The organism is Azonexus sp. (genome assembly GCF_036170495.1).
Lineage (GTDB): Bacteria > Pseudomonadota > Gammaproteobacteria > Burkholderiales > Rhodocyclaceae > Azonexus.
The window spans coordinates 1-15,835 of sequence record NZ_JAVHPH010000248.1 but is presented as its reverse complement, the minus strand read 5'-3'; the positions used below and the strand labels follow the sequence as shown (position 1 = coordinate 15,835).

16 protein-coding genes are annotated in these 15,835 nt (G+C 61.9%); 14 read left to right on the top strand and 2 right to left on the bottom strand.

Translation table 11 applies throughout. The annotated features are described in order from the left end of the window. The 7 genes from ADADOO_RS08740 to ADADOO_RS08710 form a co-directional block, all read left to right on the top strand. Positions 1–1,628 (top strand): DUF3400 domain-containing protein (locus ADADOO_RS08740; protein ID WP_511276779.1); only part of this gene is annotated, 1,628 nt, incomplete at its 5' end. 111 nt (positions 1,629–1,739) lie between these two features. Further along, positions 1,740–2,171, top strand: a complete 432-nt coding sequence (locus ADADOO_RS08735) for an HIT family protein (RefSeq protein ID WP_511276777.1) — start codon at positions 1,740–1,742, stop codon at positions 2,169–2,171. Between the two features lie 11 nt (positions 2,172–2,182). Beyond that, positions 2,183–3,787 carry a cyclic-di-GMP receptor FimW-related protein gene (locus tag ADADOO_RS08730; protein WP_511276775.1) on the top strand — a complete coding sequence of 535 codons (1,605 nt, stop codon included), beginning with the start codon at positions 2,183–2,185 and terminating at the stop codon, positions 3,785–3,787. 62 nt (positions 3,788–3,849) lie between these two features. Continuing rightward, positions 3,850–4,269, top strand: coding sequence for a gamma-butyrobetaine hydroxylase family protein (locus ADADOO_RS08725; RefSeq protein ID WP_511276773.1), 420 nt, complete (start codon positions 3,850–3,852; stop codon positions 4,267–4,269). Positions 4,270–4,273: 4 nt separating this feature from the next. Next, positions 4,274–5,011 carry a bifunctional demethylmenaquinone methyltransferase/2-methoxy-6-polyprenyl-1,4-benzoquinol methylase UbiE gene (gene ubiE / locus ADADOO_RS08720; protein WP_511276771.1) on the top strand — a complete coding sequence of 246 codons (738 nt, stop codon included), beginning with the start codon at positions 4,274–4,276 and terminating at the stop codon, positions 5,009–5,011. A gap of 12 nt (positions 5,012–5,023) precedes the next feature. Then, on the top strand, positions 5,024–5,593 hold the full coding sequence (locus tag ADADOO_RS08715) for a ubiquinone biosynthesis accessory factor UbiJ (RefSeq protein ID WP_511276770.1): 570 nt from the start codon (positions 5,024–5,026) through the stop codon (positions 5,591–5,593). Between the two features lie 364 nt (positions 5,594–5,957). After that, on the top strand, positions 5,958–6,524 hold the full coding sequence (locus tag ADADOO_RS08710; protein WP_511276768.1) for a Tll0287-like domain-containing protein: 567 nt from the start codon (positions 5,958–5,960) through the stop codon (positions 6,522–6,524). Here ADADOO_RS08710 and ADADOO_RS08705 read toward each other — a convergent pair. After that, positions 6,508–7,416 carry a LysR family transcriptional regulator gene (locus ADADOO_RS08705; RefSeq protein WP_511276766.1) on the bottom strand — a complete coding sequence of 303 codons (909 nt, stop codon included), beginning with the start codon at positions 7,414–7,416 and terminating at the stop codon, positions 6,508–6,510. The two genes, ADADOO_RS08710 and ADADOO_RS08705, sit on opposite strands and share 17 nt — an antisense overlap. A 55-nt stretch (positions 7,417–7,471) precedes the next feature. On the opposite strand from ADADOO_RS08705, the gene ADADOO_RS08700 reads away from it, so the two are divergent. From ADADOO_RS08700 to ADADOO_RS08680, 5 genes are all read left to right on the top strand, one after another. Continuing rightward, positions 7,472–8,386 carry a DMT family transporter gene (locus tag ADADOO_RS08700; RefSeq protein WP_511276765.1) on the top strand — a complete coding sequence of 305 codons (915 nt, stop codon included), beginning with the start codon at positions 7,472–7,474 and terminating at the stop codon, positions 8,384–8,386. Positions 8,387–8,412: 26 nt separating this feature from the next. Next, a complete protein-coding gene (locus ADADOO_RS08695; RefSeq protein ID WP_511276763.1) occupies positions 8,413–8,802 on the top strand; it encodes a PTS sugar transporter subunit IIA in 390 nt (129 codons plus the stop codon). A gap of 19 nt (positions 8,803–8,821) precedes the next feature. Next, positions 8,822–9,091, top strand: coding sequence for an HPr family phosphocarrier protein (locus tag ADADOO_RS08690; protein ID WP_511276762.1), 270 nt, complete (start codon positions 8,822–8,824; stop codon positions 9,089–9,091). Between the two features lie 86 nt (positions 9,092–9,177). Further along, a complete protein-coding gene (gene ptsP, locus ADADOO_RS08685) occupies positions 9,178–10,932 on the top strand; it encodes a phosphoenolpyruvate--protein phosphotransferase (protein ID WP_511276760.1) in 1,755 nt (584 codons plus the stop codon). Between the two features lie 190 nt (positions 10,933–11,122). Beyond that, a complete protein-coding gene (locus tag ADADOO_RS08680; RefSeq protein ID WP_511276758.1) occupies positions 11,123–12,109 on the top strand; it encodes a transporter in 987 nt (328 codons plus the stop codon). 83 nt (positions 12,110–12,192) lie between these two features. On the opposite strand, the gene ADADOO_RS08675 is transcribed toward ADADOO_RS08680, so the two are convergent. Next, on the bottom strand, positions 12,193–12,780 hold the full coding sequence (locus ADADOO_RS08675) for a tetratricopeptide repeat protein (protein ID WP_511276757.1): 588 nt from the start codon (positions 12,778–12,780) through the stop codon (positions 12,193–12,195). A 162-nt stretch (positions 12,781–12,942) separates the two neighbouring features. Between ADADOO_RS08675 and ADADOO_RS08670 the strand changes: the two genes are divergently transcribed. Both ADADOO_RS08670 and ADADOO_RS08665 read left to right on the top strand, forming a co-directional pair. Next, the gene (locus ADADOO_RS08670; RefSeq protein WP_511276756.1) at positions 12,943–15,219 is read left to right on the top strand and encodes a TonB-dependent receptor plug domain-containing protein; all 2,277 of its coding nucleotides are present in this window, start codon (positions 12,943–12,945) and stop codon (positions 15,217–15,219) included. A gap of 42 nt (positions 15,220–15,261) precedes the next feature. After that, positions 15,262–15,835, top strand: a 574-nt coding sequence (locus ADADOO_RS08665) for a Crp/Fnr family transcriptional regulator (RefSeq protein WP_511276754.1), incomplete at its 3' end; no start/stop codon positions are given.

Below are 15,835 nucleotides of genomic sequence, written 5' to 3'. Positions count from 1 at the left end.
GCATCGGCATCACCAAGCTCGAATTCCTGACCGAAGAAGAGCTCGGCCCCTTCCGTGCCTACAAGCAGAAGGTCGACCCGGAAGGCCGTTTCAACAAGGGCAAGCTGATGCCCGGTGGCGACCTCGGCAATGCCTACACGCCATCGTTCAGCCTGCTCGGCACCGAGTCGCTGATCATGGAACAGTCCGAAATCGGCAAGATTTCCGACATGGTCAAGGACTGCCTGCGCTGCGGCAAATGCAAGCCGGTCTGCTCAACGCACGTGCCGCGGGCCAACCTGCTCTACTCGCCGCGCAACAAGATTCTCGCCACCTCGTTGCTGGTCGAAGCCTTCCTCTACGAAGAGCAGACCCGGCGTGGCATTTCGCTCAAGCATTTCGACGAATTCAACGACGTCGCCGACCACTGCACGGTCTGCCACCGTTGCGTCAAGCCCTGCCCGGTCGACATCGATTTCGGCGATGTTTCTGTCGCCATGCGCAATTTCCTGCGCAAGCAGGAGAAAAAGCGCTTCAGCCCCGGCACCTTTGCGGCGATGACCTACCTCAACCTGAAAGACCCGGCGACCATCAAGCTCATGCGTTTCGGCATGATGGACTTCGGTTTCAAGGCCCAGCGCCTCGTCCACAAGGCGGCCAAGGCACTCGGCCTGGTCCAGGACAGCCGCAAACATCCGCCGGCGACGGTTGGTGCGCCGACCGTCAAGACGCAGATCATCCATTTCCTCAACCGGCCGATGCCGGGCAATCTGCCCAAGCGCACCTCGCGCGCCCTGCTCGACATCGAGGACGACAAGGTCATCCCGGTCATCCGCAATCCGCGCAAAACGACCGAGGAGTCGGACGCCGTCTTCTACTTCCCCGGTTGCGGTTCCGAGCGGCTGTTCTCGCAGGTCGGCCTGGCCACGCAGGCCATGCTCTACGAAACCGGTGCCACTACCGTGCTGCCGCCGGGCTACCTGTGCTGCGGCTATCCGCAGACCGCCTCGGGCGAAGAGGACAAGGGCCAGAAGATCACGACGGATAACCGCGTCCTCTTCCACCGGGTCGCCAATACGCTCAACTATCTCGACATCAAAACGGTGATTGTCTCCTGCGGCACCTGCATGGATCAGCTGCAGAAATACCAGTTCGAGAAGATCTTTCCGGGTTGCCGCCTGCTCGACATCCACGAATACCTGATGGAAAAGGGCGTCAAGCTGGAAGGCGTTAGCGGCACGCGCTACATGTACCACGACCCTTGCCACACGCCGATGAAGGCCTACGCGCCGCTCGCCGTGACCAAGGCGCTGATGGGTCAGGAAGTGCCGCTGACTGACCGTTGCTGCGGGGATGCGGGGTCCTTCGCCTATTCCCGGCCGGACATCGCGACCCAGGTCAAATTCCGCAAGCAGGAAGACATCGAAAGCGGCGCCGCCAAGCTGCGCGCCGACGGTTTCATGGGCGACGTCAAGATTCTGACTTCCTGCCCGGCCTGTCTGCAGGGCCTCTCCCGTTACGACGACGATGCCGGCACCACGGCCGATTACATCGTCGTCGAATTGGCCAGGCATCTGCTCGGCGAAAACTGGATGGCGGATTACGTCGGCAAGGCCAATACGGGCGGGATCGAGCGAGTTCTTCTTTGATTTTTGCGTGATTTTTCGGGTTGACCGTGAAATAGCCCATTCTTTTGCGCGGGTGGGTTGTGATAATTAAGCTTCGGTGTAATCCTTCCCGGATAACCGGAGCGAGATAGCGTGAGTAACGATAGTCAGTCGTGTGAATTGTGCATAAACCCCGGCGGAGCCATTCTTTGGCAGTCGGCGCTTTGCCGCGTCGTCCGGGTTGAAGATCCGCATTACCCGGGCTTCTGCCGCGTCATCTGGAACGGTCATGTGCGCGAGATGAGCGATCTTGAGGCCAGTCAGCAAGTCCTGCTGATGCACGTTGTTTTTACCGTCGAATCCGTCGTCCGGCGGTTATTCAATCCGGATAAAATCAATCTGGCCAGTTTTGGCAATATGGTTCCGCATGTCCATTGGCACATCATTCCGCGCTGGCAGAATGACCGGCATTTTCCGGAACCGGTGTGGGGCAGCGTCCGGCGGGAGGGGCTGGCGCCACGGCCAGCGGTCAGTGACGCGGACCTGGCGCAGGCTGTAGCCGAAGCGTTGGCAACTATCGAATAAGGCTGGGAATCATGAATTCAACCGCCATGGAAGCGCCCGTCATTTCAGATCTGCAAAGCGGGATGAACTATCTCTCCCAACTGTCGCTGGCCAACCCGATTGTTGCCGAGCGGCAGTTGATGTGTTTTATCGACTCGCTGCTCGCAGCCCCCCCCGAATCCGGCGTGCTGCTCGCTCTGCTTGAGCAGGCGCGGGCGCCAATGTGCTTCGTCGAAGAGGAAATGGCCCGGCGCTATCACAACAAGGCACTGCCGCTCGCCGAGGAAGAGGAGTCCTTCTTTAAGCAGGTAGTGGCGGCCTGGCGCAAGATGGGCAAGGCTTATGCGCTGTGTGCACGGATTGAAGAGCCGGATGCAGAAAATGCCCAGTATGTGACCATGATGGCCACCATCCTGCATCGCTGCCTGTACTACACGGGAATGGTCATTCTCGAACACTACCGCGCTCGCCGCGATTTGCCGCCAGGCATCTGGCTCGACCTGCACGGTTTTTACGAGACGGCCGAGGAATGGGGAATCGCCTACACCCCGGTCGAGGATGCCCTCGAAAACAGTCTGCAGGCGACCCATTGCGCCGCCGCTTACACCACACTGCTGCTCATCGACATTGCCAGCCCCTATAGCAACAGCGTGCGTAATCTCAATCTGATCCGGCGCTGGGCCGGCATGTGGTCGCCATTGGTTTCCATTCACAAGCTGGAAGACGACCTTGAGGTCCCCGCCTACGTCATCGAATTGATGAAAGATTCGCCGCTGCATCCGACTGCCGTCGCCGACCAGCCGTCCCCGGATACGCGGCGCCTGGACACCACGCGGCTCGGCCTGCAAATCAATCACATGCTGAGCCAGTTGCGTCAGCGCATCACGCCATCCCAACTCGGTCTGGGCGAGGAAACCAGCGGCCATGTTATCGGCCTGCTCGATCATCTTTCCCGCCCCTGGACGCAGTCTGCCTCACCGCGTCGTTTCCGGCGTTTCGCGACCGAGGGCATTGCTAAAGTTGCGGTTGGCTTCGAGGCGATCCATTTTTGCGTTACCGGTAAGGAATTCGAGCAGCCAGATTCGGCCGCCGCATTCTCGCGCGGCGAATTCGACCAGTTGTTCACTTTTGGCGAGCGTGTCGATTCCGATCAGACGCCGGCCATCAGACCGTTGGTCAGCTTCCCGGTCGACGAATGGTCGGTAATTAACCATTCGGCGAATGGGTTCCGCCTCGGTCGCAGCTGCGCCGGAATGCGGATCTCGCATGGCCAGCTGATGGTGGTCTGTCCCCACGACGGCGATCATTTCCTGCTCGTGCAGGCAACCTGGCTGATGCAGGAAGACGATGGCGGACTGATCGTCGGCGTCGCCACCCTGCCCGGCATGCCGGTCGGCATTGGCGTGCGCGTCGCCGCGATGAAGGCAGGCAACAGCGAGCGCTTCGTGCGCGCCTTTTTATTGCCGCCAGTGCCGGCGATCAAGGAAGAAGGCTCGATTGTCCTGCCACCAGGGATGTATCAGGCCAGTCGGATACTCGATGTATCGTCCGGTGACGAGACCCCCTGGCAGATAAGGATGAACCATGTTCTTCAGCGTGGTACCGACTACGACCGCATCAGCTATTCGGTGATTTGACCTGTCCTGGCCTAGCGTTGCGGCGAGTGCGCTAAACTAGCGGCCTCATTTTGGAGAAAACTATGGCGGGTATTGATCGTGACACCCCGATACCGAGCGAAATCAAGCTGCACAAGAAATCCCGCCGGCTGGAACTGATCTACGCCGAGGGCGAAAATTTCTCGCTGGATTTCGAATTTCTGCGGGTCTATACGCCTTCCGCCGAAGCCCGGGGCCACGGCCCTGGCCAGGAAACCTTGCAGACCGGCAAGCGCGATATTGATATCGAACGTGTTGAGCCGGTCGGCACCTATGCGCTACGCCTGGTCTTTTCCGATGGTCACGACAGCGGCCTCTATTCGTGGGACTTGCTCTACAACCTGGGCAAACATCATGAGGCGCTCTGGCGGGAATATCTGACGCAAATCGAAAAACAGGGACTGTCGCGCGATATCGACACTTCATCACGTCCGGCAGCCGGAAGCTGCGGCCACCACCACTGAAATCATGAACAACGAAAAAACCCATTTTGGCTACGAAACCGTTGCTGAGCAGGAGAAGGCTCGTCGCGTCGCCGACGTATTCGATTCGGTCGCCAGTCGCTACGACCTGATGAACGATCTGATGTCGGGAGGCATGCACCGTCTGTGGAAGGCGTTCACCATCCAGCGCAGCGGCGTACGCGAAGGCTCGCGGGTACTTGATGTCGCAGGGGGCACCGGTGATCTATCGCTGGCTTTTGCCAAGCGCGTCGGTAAAAGCGGTCAGGTCTGGCTCACCGATATCAATAATGCAATGCTGGCCCGCGGCCGCGACCGGTTGCTCGATAAGGGGTACATGCTACCGGTTGCACAATGCGACGCCGAGAAGCTTCCCTTCCCAGACGACTGGTTCGACTGCGTCACGGTCGCCTTTGGCTTGCGCAACATGACCCACAAGGACGCTGCGCTGGCTGAAATGCGGCGCGTCGTGCGTCCGGGCGGACGTCTGCTGGTGCTCGAGTTCTCGCAGATCTGGAAGCCGCTGGCCCCACTCTACGATTTTTATTCTTTCAAGGTCATCCCGCGTGTTGGCCAGTTGGTAACAAACGATTCCGACAGCTATCGCTATCTCTCTGAGTCTATTCGCGTCCATCCCGGGCAGGAGGAACTGAAAGCCATGATGGAGCAGGTCGGCCTGGAAAAAGTCGAGTACTTCAATCTCGCCCTGGGCGTTGTCGCTCTGCACCGCGGGTACAAGTTCTAGGTTTTGGCGTCAATGAACGTGCTCAATGCGCTGGCCATTCGTCTCCTGAACCATCTCATACTGGCCGAAAACTGGGCTCAGGCCAGGTTGATTGGGCATTCCGGGGCGCAGGTAGTGATTGAATCCGGTCTACTTGTGGTTCGGTTGGCTATTGATGAGCATGGCCTGTTTCAGTCAGGTGACTCGGCACATGAACCCGATGTCAGGATTACCTTGCCTGCGGACGTACCGGTCCGTTTGCTGCTTAGCCGCGACTCGCTGTTTTCATCGGTTAAACTCGATGGCTCCGCCGATATTGCCGAGAGTCTCGCATTTGTTTTGCGCAATTTGCAATGGGATGCCGAGGCCGACTTGGCTGAGTTGGTTGGCGATATTCCCGCTCACCGTTTTGCCCGACTGGCTCGGACGATGGCTGTTGCCATTCCCCAAGCCATCGCTAGCGTTGCCAATAACTTCTCGGAATACGCCGCTGAAGAGTCAGGAATGTTGACGCCTAACAGGGATGTTGCTGATTTCGGCAAAGCAGTCAATTCCTTGCGGGACGATGTTGCCAGACTGGAAAAACGGATTTCCCGTTTGTAAGCAAGGCGTTTTGTCGCGGACAACAGAGGCAGCCTCGGCTGTATTCGATTTTCAAGCGATAGATCCCCTACCCCGCTGGCCGAGTGAAGCGGGAGAAGCAATGATCAGGTCGGTGACCGCATCTCTCACGCCAGACGTAGCAGGTCATGGCGAGGCGGGCATGGGGTGCCCCCTGTGTGGCGAGTAGAGTTGGTGACAGATCTGCGCGAGCAGGGAGAACCTCCGGCGCCATTTCATTTTTGCGCCTTTTTTCCGGTTGACCGTGGCAACGAGCGGCACAGCAAGACGCCAAGCAAAGCAGGTAGGCAGCTTGTCACCAAGCAGGTATAAAATAAGCGTTCGCTAATTTGACGTGAAATCTGCCATGAAAACATTGCTCACCGCCGTTTTTCTGCTCACAGCCCTCCCCGCCTTGGCTCAGGATATCGGGGCACTGACCGCTGAGACCAAGAAGGCCGTACTGCCGGTCGTTCCCAAGGTGGTCGCAGCGATGCAGGAAGCCGTCGCCGAAAAGGGCGTGGCCGGGGCGATTCCGGTGTGCAAGGAGCAGGCGCCGGCCCTGATCAAGGCCAAGCGCCAGGAAACCGGCTGGGACATCCGCCGCGTCAGCCTCAAAACGCGCAATGCCGAGCGCGGCACGCCAGATTTGTGGGAAGTTCGCCAGTTGGCCGATTTCAATATCCGCGCCGCCAATGGCGAGAAGATCGACACGATGGAAAAGAGCGAGATCGTCAGCATCGACGGCAAGCCGGTCTTCCGCTACATGAAGGCGCTGCCGGTCGGCGACGTTTGCCTGAAATGCCACGGCGCGGTCGACGGCATGGACGCCGGCCTCAAGGCCAAGCTGGTCGAGAGCTACCCGCACGATCGGGCGACCGGCTACAGCAAGGGCCAGATTCGCGGCGCGCTGACCGTCAAGCGCCCGCTGTAATTTCAACACCGCCCTTGCCGGCCAGATGGTCGAAAAGGGCGGCCGCCGTTGGGCTCAGCGCGGCGCGCGAGCGGACGCACAGTTGCAGATCGCGCGGCGCCCACGGATCGGTGATTTCTATCGTTTTTATGCCGTCGACCGTGGCAGAACGCGGCACCATGCCGATGCCGACCCCAGCCGCCACCATCCGGCAGACGGCGCTGAAACTGCGTACCTGAATGCGCACGTCGAGCCGGCTGCCCAGCCGCGCGGCGTGGTTCATCATGAAGGTGTGAATGGCGCTGCCGGCATGCAGACAGACGAAGGGTTCGCTGAGCACGTCGGCGAAGGCCAGTTCGCTTTTGTCGGCCAGTGGGTGGCCAGGGGCGACGATGAGGACCAGCCGATCCTGCCGATAAGGCCGGGTTTCAATGCCGGTCAGCCCGACTTCCGAAGCCACCACACCAATATCGACCTGCCCGGCCGCCACGGCCTGAATGATCGCCGGACTCGGCTGCTCTTCGAGGCTGACGCGGACGCGCGGGTGTTCGCGCAGAAAATCGCCGAGGTCTTCGGGCAGGAAGCAGTTGATGGCGTTGGTGTTGGCAAAGACGGTGACCTGGCTGTTCAGGCCGCTGGCGTAGGGCGCCAGGTCGGCGTGCATCTGTTCGAGCTGGGCGAAGACTTGCCGGGCGTGGCGGAGCAGCGATTCGCCGGCCGCCGTCGGCCTCAGGCCGCGGGCATGGCGGGCAAAGAGCGGCACGCCGAGGGCTGCTTCAAGCTGCGTCAGCCGATGGCTGGCAGAGGATGGCGCCAGATGGACCTGTTCGGCAGCACGGGTCAGGCTGCCGGAATCGGCGATGGCGGCGACGAGCCGGAGGTCGGGTAGATCGTAGCGCATGGTTTCGTCCATAACGAATGCTTGCTTTGAATAATACCAATTGCCCGTAGCGCCAATGGCGTTTTTAATGGCATCTGCAAACATCAACCCGGGAATGGTTTTGGAAAAATCGAATGCTTATGGTGCAGGTCTGGCGCTCATCGCGGCGCTCGGCTTTTCGCTCAAAGCAATTTTCGTCAAGCTGGCCTATCCGTACGGTGTCGATGCCATCACGCTGCTTGCCTTGCGCATGGGTTTCGCGCTGCCGGTTTTTCTGTGGGTCGGTCTGGCCGGGCAACGGGCCGGCGCCAGCCTGACGCGCGACGACTGGCTCAAGCTGTTCGCCCTCGGCTGCCTCGGCTATTACGGCGCGAGCATTCTCGATTTCTGGGGGCTGCAGACCATTTCGGCTGGCCTCGAACGGCTGATCCTGTTCACCTACCCGACGCTGACCATCCTGATCGGCGTGCTCTTTCAAGGCAAGGCCTTGACCCGCCAAGAAGTGATTGCCGTCGCGCTGTGCTACCTCGGCATCGGCTTCGCCTTCGTGCACGACCTTGGTCTGGGAGATGTCCGCAATGTATGGATCGGCGGCGCCCTGGTCTTTGGTTCCAGCGTATCGTATGCGCTCTATCTGTCGGGCAGCGGGCCCATGATCGCCCGGCTCGGCGCCATGCGCTTTTCGGCACTGGCCATGCTCGTTTCGTCGGCCGTCACCTTGGCCCATTTTTCCGCCTCGCACCCGATCACCGCCTTCATCCAGCCGCTGCCGGTTTACGGCTGGGGGCTGGCGATGGCGGTATTCGCCACCATCGTCCCGGTTTTCGCCCAGTCGGCGGCGATTCGCCGGATCGGCGCCGGGCGGGCTTCGCTGTTCGGCATGGTCGGGCCGATGCTGACCATTGGTTTCGGCTGGTGGCTGCTTGGCGAATCGATTTCCCTGGCCCAGATGGCCGGTGCCGCGCTGGTCGTCATCGGGATACTGATCGTCAGCCGCCGGTAAATGTGCTTCGGGTTAGAATCCCGGGCATGATCGGCATCCTTCTCATCACCCATGGTGGCTTTGGCGAAGCACTCGTCCAGAATGTCTGCCATGTGCTGAACAAGCGTCCACCGCTGGTCATGCAGCTCGGCCTGAGCGCCCGGGACGACCCGCTGGACATGCTGCCAATGGCGCGCGAGATGCTCGCCCTGGTGGACGAAGGCGATGGCGTGCTGATCCTGACCGATATTTTCGGCGCCTCTCCGGCCAACCTTGCGCTAAAGTTGCTGGACCGGGGCCGGGTCGAGGGGCTGACCGGCGTCAATATGCCCATGCTGTTGCGCGCCCTGACTTACCGCGACAAGGGCATGGAAACCCTGCTCGTTCGCGCCCGCGATGGCGGCCGCGACGGCATCATCAACATGCTTGACCACTGAACAACCGGAATCGACCACGATGCTTACCCAGGAAACCGAAATCATCAACAAACTCGGCCTTCATGCCCGCGCCTCGGCCAAGCTGACCCAGACGGCCGGCAAGTTCAAGTGCGAGGTGGCGATGAGCAAGGGGGCGCGCCGGATCAACGCCAAGAGCATCATGGGCGTCATGATGCTGGCCGCCGGCAAGGGGTCGAAGGTAACGCTGGAAACCAACGGTGCCGATGAAGCCGAGGCCATGGCGGCCCTGCTGGCGTTGATTGCCGACTATTTCGGCGAAGGTGAATAAATGAATCGACCCCCACGCTCGCCTGGCTCGCGCCCCCCCGCTGGGGCGTCGACCGTGCTGGGGGTAGCCCGGCGAAAGGTCGCACCATGAGCTTCATCCTGCACGGCCTCGGGGTCTCCGGCGGTATCGCCATCGGGCGGGCCATGCTCATGTCGCATGCCACGCTCGAGGTCGCCCACCTGACGTTGGCGCCGCGCATGGTGGACAAGGAAGTCGAGCGCTTCGACGAAGCCATCAAGGCGGTCAAGGAAGAGCTGATCCAGACCAAGGAGAACACCGAGCACGCGCCGGCCGAGCTCAATGCCTTCATCGACATTCATACCATGTTCCTCGAAGATCCGGAGCTGGCGGAGAAGCCCCGCGACATCATCCGCGAACGGCGATGCAATGCCGAATGGGCGCTGGTCCAGCAGATGGAGCACCTGGTCGACCAGTTCGAGCAGTTCGACGATGTTTACCTGCGCGAACGCAAGTTCGACGTCGTCCAGGTCGTCGAGCGCGTCGTCAAGGAGCTCCTCGGCCACCCGCGCCGCAACGCGCTGAAGGTAGCCAAGAGTTCGAAGGAAGAAGTGCTGATCATCGTCGCCCACGATCTCTCGCCGGCCGACACCATCGCCTTCAAGGACCACCGCTTCGCCGCTTTCATTACCGATGTCGGCGGCGCTACCTCGCACACCTCCATCCTTGCCCGCAGCATGGCAATCCCCGCCGTGCTCGGCCTGGAAAATGCCCGTGGCCTGATTCGCGACGGCGAGCTGCTCATCGTCGACGGCATGCGCGGTGTCGTCATCGTCAACCCGGACCAGCGCGTGCTGGACGAATACCAGCTGCGCAAGGAGCAGATCGAGCTTGAGAAGAACAAGCTCAAGCGCCTGAAGACCGCCAAATCGGAAACCATCGACGGCATCCCGGTGCAGCTCTTCGCCAACATTGAGCTGCCCGGCGACGTGCCAATGGCCCTCGATTGCGGCGCCGAAGGCATCGGCCTGTTCCGCACCGAATTCCTCTTCCTCGACCGCGGCGACATGCCCGACGAGCGCGAGCAGTACGAGGCCTACAAGAAAGTGGTCAAGGGCATGGCTGGTCGACCGGTCACCATCCGCACCTTCGACCTCGGCAACGACAAGGATCTGCGCCCGGACACGACGGCCGGCGATCGCGTCAAGACCAACCCGGCGCTCGGCCGCCGGGCCATTCGCCTATCGCTGGCCGAGCCGCGGATGTTCCAGACCCAGTTGCGGGCCATCCTGCGCGCCTCGAAATACGGTCCGATCAAGCTGCTCATCCCGATGCTGGCCCACGCCCACGAGATCGACCAGACGCTGGCTGCGCTCGAACAGGCCAAATCGAGCCTGCGCGGCGAAAAAGTCAGCTTCGATGAAAACATCCAGGTCGGCGGCATGATCGAAATTCCGGCCGCCGCGCTGGCCATCGGCCTCTTCCTGCGCCGCCTCGACTTCCTGTCGATCGGCACCAACGACCTCATCCAATACACGCTGGCCATCGACCGTTCCGACGAGCAGGTCGCCGCTCTCTACGACCCGCTGCATCCGGCCGTACTCATGCTGCTCGCCCACACGCTGTCGATGGCGGAAAAAGCCGAGATTCCGATTTCAGTGTGTGGCGAAATGGCTGGCGACCCCAATCTGACCCGCCTGCTGCTGGGCATGGGGCTACGCATTTTCTCGATGCACCCGGCGCAAATCCTCAAGGTCAAGAACCGCGTGCTCAAGTCCGACGTCAACGACCTCGCCCCCAACGTCCGCAAGATGCTGCGTCTCGACGAACCCGGCAAATTGCGCGAAGCGCTCGACAAGCTGAACGGCGTGACCGCCGCCTGACCGAGAGAGTTTCCGGCCCGGTGGCGCGCCGGCAAGCCGCTGCCACCGCCCGCTGCCGAGGGCCACGGTCAACCCGGGAAAACAGCCAAAATCCAAACGATGTGCAGACTTCGTCCGCGACAATTTGTCGCAGAAACCACCGGCCTTGGCAAACTACAATCCGGCTTCCCTGATTGAAGATGAGCTCAAAATGAAGCCCCTCAAACTTGCCTTGCCGCTATTCCTGCTCGCCAACCTTGCCCACGCCTCCTGCGGCTCGTCCTTCTGCATGGTCAATACCAACTGGGACGTTCAGGGGCTGTCGAACGACAGCGGCCTGCAGGCCGACCTGCGCTACTCCTATACCAAGGCTGACCGCTGGATGGCCGGTTCCTCGAAGCGGGCCACCGAGGTTCCCGGCGGCGGAACTGACGCGGAAATTGAGAACAAACGCACAATCAACCAACTGGTCAACCTTAATCTCGACTATGCCATCAATCGGCTATGGAGCATCACCCTCGGCCTGCCCTTCGTCATGCGCGACCACACACACACCTTCGATGCCGCCACCGGTGCGTTCGAGCAGCAAGCCAAATTCAGCGAACTGGGCGACCTGCGTTTGCTCGGCAAATACAAGTTCAATCTGGGTCGCCATGATTCCGGCGCCGGGCTCCGCTTCGGCGTCAAGATGCCGACCGGTGCCACCGACAAGCTCATGTCGCCGCCCGTCCTCGGCGAACCGAGCACGCCCGAGCGCGGCCTCCAGCCCGGCACGGGCAGCACTGACGGCATTCTCGGCGCCTATTATTTCCAGAATGCGCCAGGTGCCGGCTGGGGCTGGTTTGTCAGCGGCCAGGTGCAGTCTGCCATGTCAACCAAGGACGACTACCGTCCGGGCACAGAAGTCGCGCTCGACATCGGCACCCACTATGAAGTCACGGCTGGCCTCAATTTGCTGCTGCAAGTCAACGGCCAGCACCGCGCGCGCGATACGGGCGCCAACGCCAACGCAGCTTCCGGCGGCTACGCCGTGAACCTCAGCCCCGGTCTGAGCTACGCCATCACGCCGCAAACCCAGTTCTACGGCTACGTGCAGCTACCCATCGTGCAGTACATGAACACCGACCCCGCCGATGCTGGCTCGGGACAACTAGCCAGCCGCTGGTCTGCCACCGTCGGCATCACGCAGCGTTTCTAATTCCGGCCAACCGGTTGATGGGTGCCAAGCTCGACCCCACGGTCAACCGGAAAAAATGGCCAAAATTGAAATCCCGGCCGCCCTCAATGGATTGTTGTCGACGGCGCCAGCGCTGCCGTTGCAGTCGGCCGTTCGGCGCCCAGCCCGGCCCGGCGTCTGAGATCAGCCAGCACCTGGGCTGAACTCGCCCGCGATGCCGCCACCTGTTCGCGGCGGTCACGTTCCTCGATCAAGGCCAGCGCCTGCTGCCGCCAAACGACCATTTGCGGCTCATGGGCGTGGTGCAGATGGTGTTGGCGATGCATCGTAAACCAGCGATGCGCCTCGGCTTCATCCGCCGCCACGCCCTGACCGTTCTGGTACATCAGCCCGATCTGAAACTGCGCCACCTTGTCGCCCTGCGCCGCCGCCTGCCGGTACCAGTGCAGCGCCGCCGCAAAATCGAGCGGCACACCGTCGCCGTACTGATGGATCACCGCCAGGTTATACGCCGCATCGACATTGCCCTTGGCCGCCCAGTCTTTCCAGATCGTCACTGCCGGCCCGCTATCGCCCCCCTTGTGCAGCTTTGCCGCGATCCGCAAGTCGTCGTCGGCCGTACCGGCCATGGCGGAGAAACTGCTCACCGCAACCCAGAGGGCAACGAAAAAACGGATCTGCATGGCTGACATGAACTGACTCCCGAGGAGAAAAACAAGCGTCAAATCCTACGGCGCCACCCCCGCTATTGGAATTAGACAAATTGCCGCGCGACAATTTGTCGCATTCCCCATCAGGACCAACTCCCGGAAAATAAGCGCGCGTTAATAAGCCAATAAATCAGGGAGAGTTTCATGGGGTACCGCATTCGTCCGCTGACTGCCGCACTGGCCGTCCTCTTTTCATCGCCCGTCGCCTTTGCGCAGAGCACGCTGAACGAAGTTGTCGTCAGCGCCGGCCGGATTCCGGAAGCGAGCACGCCGCGCCAGATCGGTGCTGCAGAAATCGCCGCCAAGCACGCTGTCACCCGTGACACCGCCGCTCTCCTGCAGGATGTCCCCGGCATCAGCCTGTACGGCGCCGGTGGCGTTTCCAGCCTGCCGGTCATCCACGGCCTGGCCGACGACCGCCTGCGCGTCACCGTCGACGGCATGGATTTCATCGCCACCTGCCCCAACCACATGAACCCGCCGCTCGCCTACCTCGACCCGAACGCCGTCAGCAAGATCAAGGTCTATGCCGGTATTACCCCGGTCAGCGTCGGTGGCGACAGCATCGGCGGCAGCATCGTCGCCGAAACGGCCGCTCCCCAATTCGCCGCGCCCGGCCAGGGCCTGCTCACCAAGGGCGAGATCGGCGCCTTCTTCCGTAGCAACAACAACGCGCTGGGCGGCAACGTCGGCGCCACGGCCGCCACCGAAAACTTCAGCGTCAGCTACACCGGCGCCTATTCCCAGGCCGACAACTATACGGCCGGCGGCAATTTCAAGACGACCACCGCAACCGGCCGCGTCGGCCACACGCTGGCCCTCGACGAAGTCGGCTCGACCGCCTACGAATCGCAAACGCACACCCTTGGCTTCGCCCTGCGCGGCGGCAACCACCTCGTCGAAGCCAAGTTCGGCTATCAGGACGTCCCCGAACAGCTCTACCCGAACCAGCGCATGGACATGCTGGGCAACGAGCAGAAGCGCGTCAATCTGCGCTATCTCGGCCAGTTCGACTGGGGCCTGCTGGAAGCGCGCGCTTACTACGAGGACGTCGACCACTTCATGGACTTCGGCGCCGACAAGCGCTTCTGGTACGGCTCCGCCTCGGGTGGCCCGGGCGCGGCCAATGGCACGCCATGCTCGCCGATCAGCGCTACCTGTGCCGCCGGCATGCCGATGTATTCGGCGAGCAAGACGACCGGCGTCAATGTCAAGGCCGACATCGACCTGAGCGCCAACGACCTGTTGCGTATCGGCGCCCTCTACCAGCACTACACGCTGAACGACTGGTGGCCGCCCTCAGGCTCGGGCATGTGGCCGGGCACTTTTGACAACATCAAGGATGGCGAGCGCGATCGCCTGGGTATGTTTGCCGAATGGGAAGCACGCATCGGCAAGCAATGGACGACCCAGCTTGGCGCCCGCTTCGAACGGGTCAGCAGCGATGCCGGCAATGTCCGTGGCTACAACCCGGGCACCAACGGCATGGCGGGGATGTGGAACAACCAGCAGCTTGACGCCGCTGCCTTCAACGCGCGCAGCCACGAGCGCACCGACAACAACCTCGACCTGACGGCTCTCGCCCGCTACACCCCGAGCACCACCACCGACATCGAATTCGGCCTGGCCCGCAAGGTCCGCTCGCCCAACCTTTACGAGCGCTACACCTGGTCGACCTGGTCGATGGCCGCCGTCATGAACAACTTCGTCGGCGATGGCAACGGCTACGTCGGCAACATGGATCTGAAGGCCGAAAAAGCCTACACCGCTTCCGCTACCTTCGACCTCCATGCCGCTGACCGCAGTTGGGAAATCAAGGCCACGCCCTATTTCACCTACGTTGACGACTACATCGACGCCGTCCGCTGCAGCAACGCGACAACCTGCGCCGGCACCAATGCCACCGGCACAACGCGCTTCGTCACGCTGCAATACGCCAACCAGTCGGCCCGCCTTTACGGTATCGACCTGTCCGGCCGCCTGCCGCTGGCCAGCACCAGCGTCGGCAGCTTCGGCCTGACCGGCCTGCTCGGCTACACCCGCGGCGAGAACCGCGACACCGGCGGCAATCTCTACAACATCATGCCGCTCAACGCCAAGCTGGCGATCACCCACCAGATCGGCGGCTGGAACAACGCCATCGAAGTCGTTGGCGTCGCCGGCAAGCACGACACCTCGGCCGTCCGCAACGAAATCCAGACTGCCGGCTACAGCCTGACCCACCTGCGCGCCAGCTACACCTGGAACAAGCTGCGCGTCGATTTCGGCGTCGAAAACCTGTTCGACAAGTTCTACACCCTGCCGCTCGGTGGCGCCTACACCGGCCAAGGAACGACCATGAGCCAGACCGGTATGGCCTGGGGCATCGCCGTTCCCGGCATGGGCCGCTCGTTCTACGCCGGGCTCAACGTGAAGTTCTGATCGACCCTTCCGCGCCTCGCCGCCGCCCCGGTTTGCATCGGGGTGGCAGGTGGCCGGGCCAGGAGATTTCAAATTAGCCCGATTTTTCCGGTTGACCGTAGCAATTCCGCCGCCCGACCCGCCCGGCGGCTGGCGGCTGGCCAAGGCGTCTATCAGGCCGGCGCCGACGGCCTCGCCTGGCGGCTCAACAGCGGGGTGATCCGGCTCGATAACGCGACTTCATCGGGCGACGCCTCGTTTGCCAGCCTCGCCGTCCCCGGCGACATCCTCGGCTGCGAAACCCTGCTCTTCGGCTGCTATACGTTCTCGGCCACTGCGCTGACCCAGTGCGAACTGTCGCCGTGGCCGGAAGGTGTCGGCGCCATGGCCGGCGAATCGCTGCTCGCCTCGCTCGCCCAGGCCCAGCAACGGGCCGCCGAAATCGTCGCCTTGCGCGGCGGCCAGGCGGTAGATCGCGTCCTTGGCCTGATCCGGCTGTTCACCGACAGCACCGGCCAGGTCGTGCTGCCGACCCGGCAAGACATCGCCGACATCACCGACCTGCGCTTCGAAACCATCTCACGCATTATCAAGACGCTGGAGCGGACGAAGGTATTGCGGCCGATCAAGGTCGACG

Coding starts and splice junctions, on each gene's coding strand:
- ADADOO_RS08730 (WP_511276775.1), top strand. CDS start 2,183: ATGAATTCAACCGCCATGGAAGCGCCCGTCATTTCAGATCTGCAAAGC.
- ADADOO_RS08725 (WP_511276773.1), top strand. CDS start 3,850: ATGGCGGGTATTGATCGTGACACCCCGATACCGAGCGAAATCAAGCTG.
- ubiE (WP_511276771.1), top strand. CDS start 4,274: ATGAACAACGAAAAAACCCATTTTGGCTACGAAACCGTTGCTGAGCAG.
- ADADOO_RS08715 (WP_511276770.1), top strand. CDS start 5,024: ATGAACGTGCTCAATGCGCTGGCCATTCGTCTCCTGAACCATCTCATA.
- ADADOO_RS08710 (WP_511276768.1), top strand. CDS start 5,958: ATGAAAACATTGCTCACCGCCGTTTTTCTGCTCACAGCCCTCCCCGCC.
- ADADOO_RS08705 (WP_511276766.1), bottom strand. CDS start 7,416: ATGGACGAAACCATGCGCTACGATCTACCCGACCTCCGGCTCGTCGCC.
- ADADOO_RS08700 (WP_511276765.1), top strand. CDS start 7,472: ATGGCATCTGCAAACATCAACCCGGGAATGGTTTTGGAAAAATCGAAT.
- ADADOO_RS08695 (WP_511276763.1), top strand. CDS start 8,413: ATGATCGGCATCCTTCTCATCACCCATGGTGGCTTTGGCGAAGCACTC.
- ADADOO_RS08690 (WP_511276762.1), top strand. CDS start 8,822: ATGCTTACCCAGGAAACCGAAATCATCAACAAACTCGGCCTTCATGCC.
- ptsP (WP_511276760.1), top strand. CDS start 9,178: ATGAGCTTCATCCTGCACGGCCTCGGGGTCTCCGGCGGTATCGCCATC.
- ADADOO_RS08680 (WP_511276758.1), top strand. CDS start 11,123: ATGAAGCCCCTCAAACTTGCCTTGCCGCTATTCCTGCTCGCCAACCTT.
- ADADOO_RS08675 (WP_511276757.1), bottom strand. CDS start 12,780: ATGTCAGCCATGCAGATCCGTTTTTTCGTTGCCCTCTGGGTTGCGGTG.
- ADADOO_RS08670 (WP_511276756.1), top strand. CDS start 12,943: ATGGGGTACCGCATTCGTCCGCTGACTGCCGCACTGGCCGTCCTCTTT.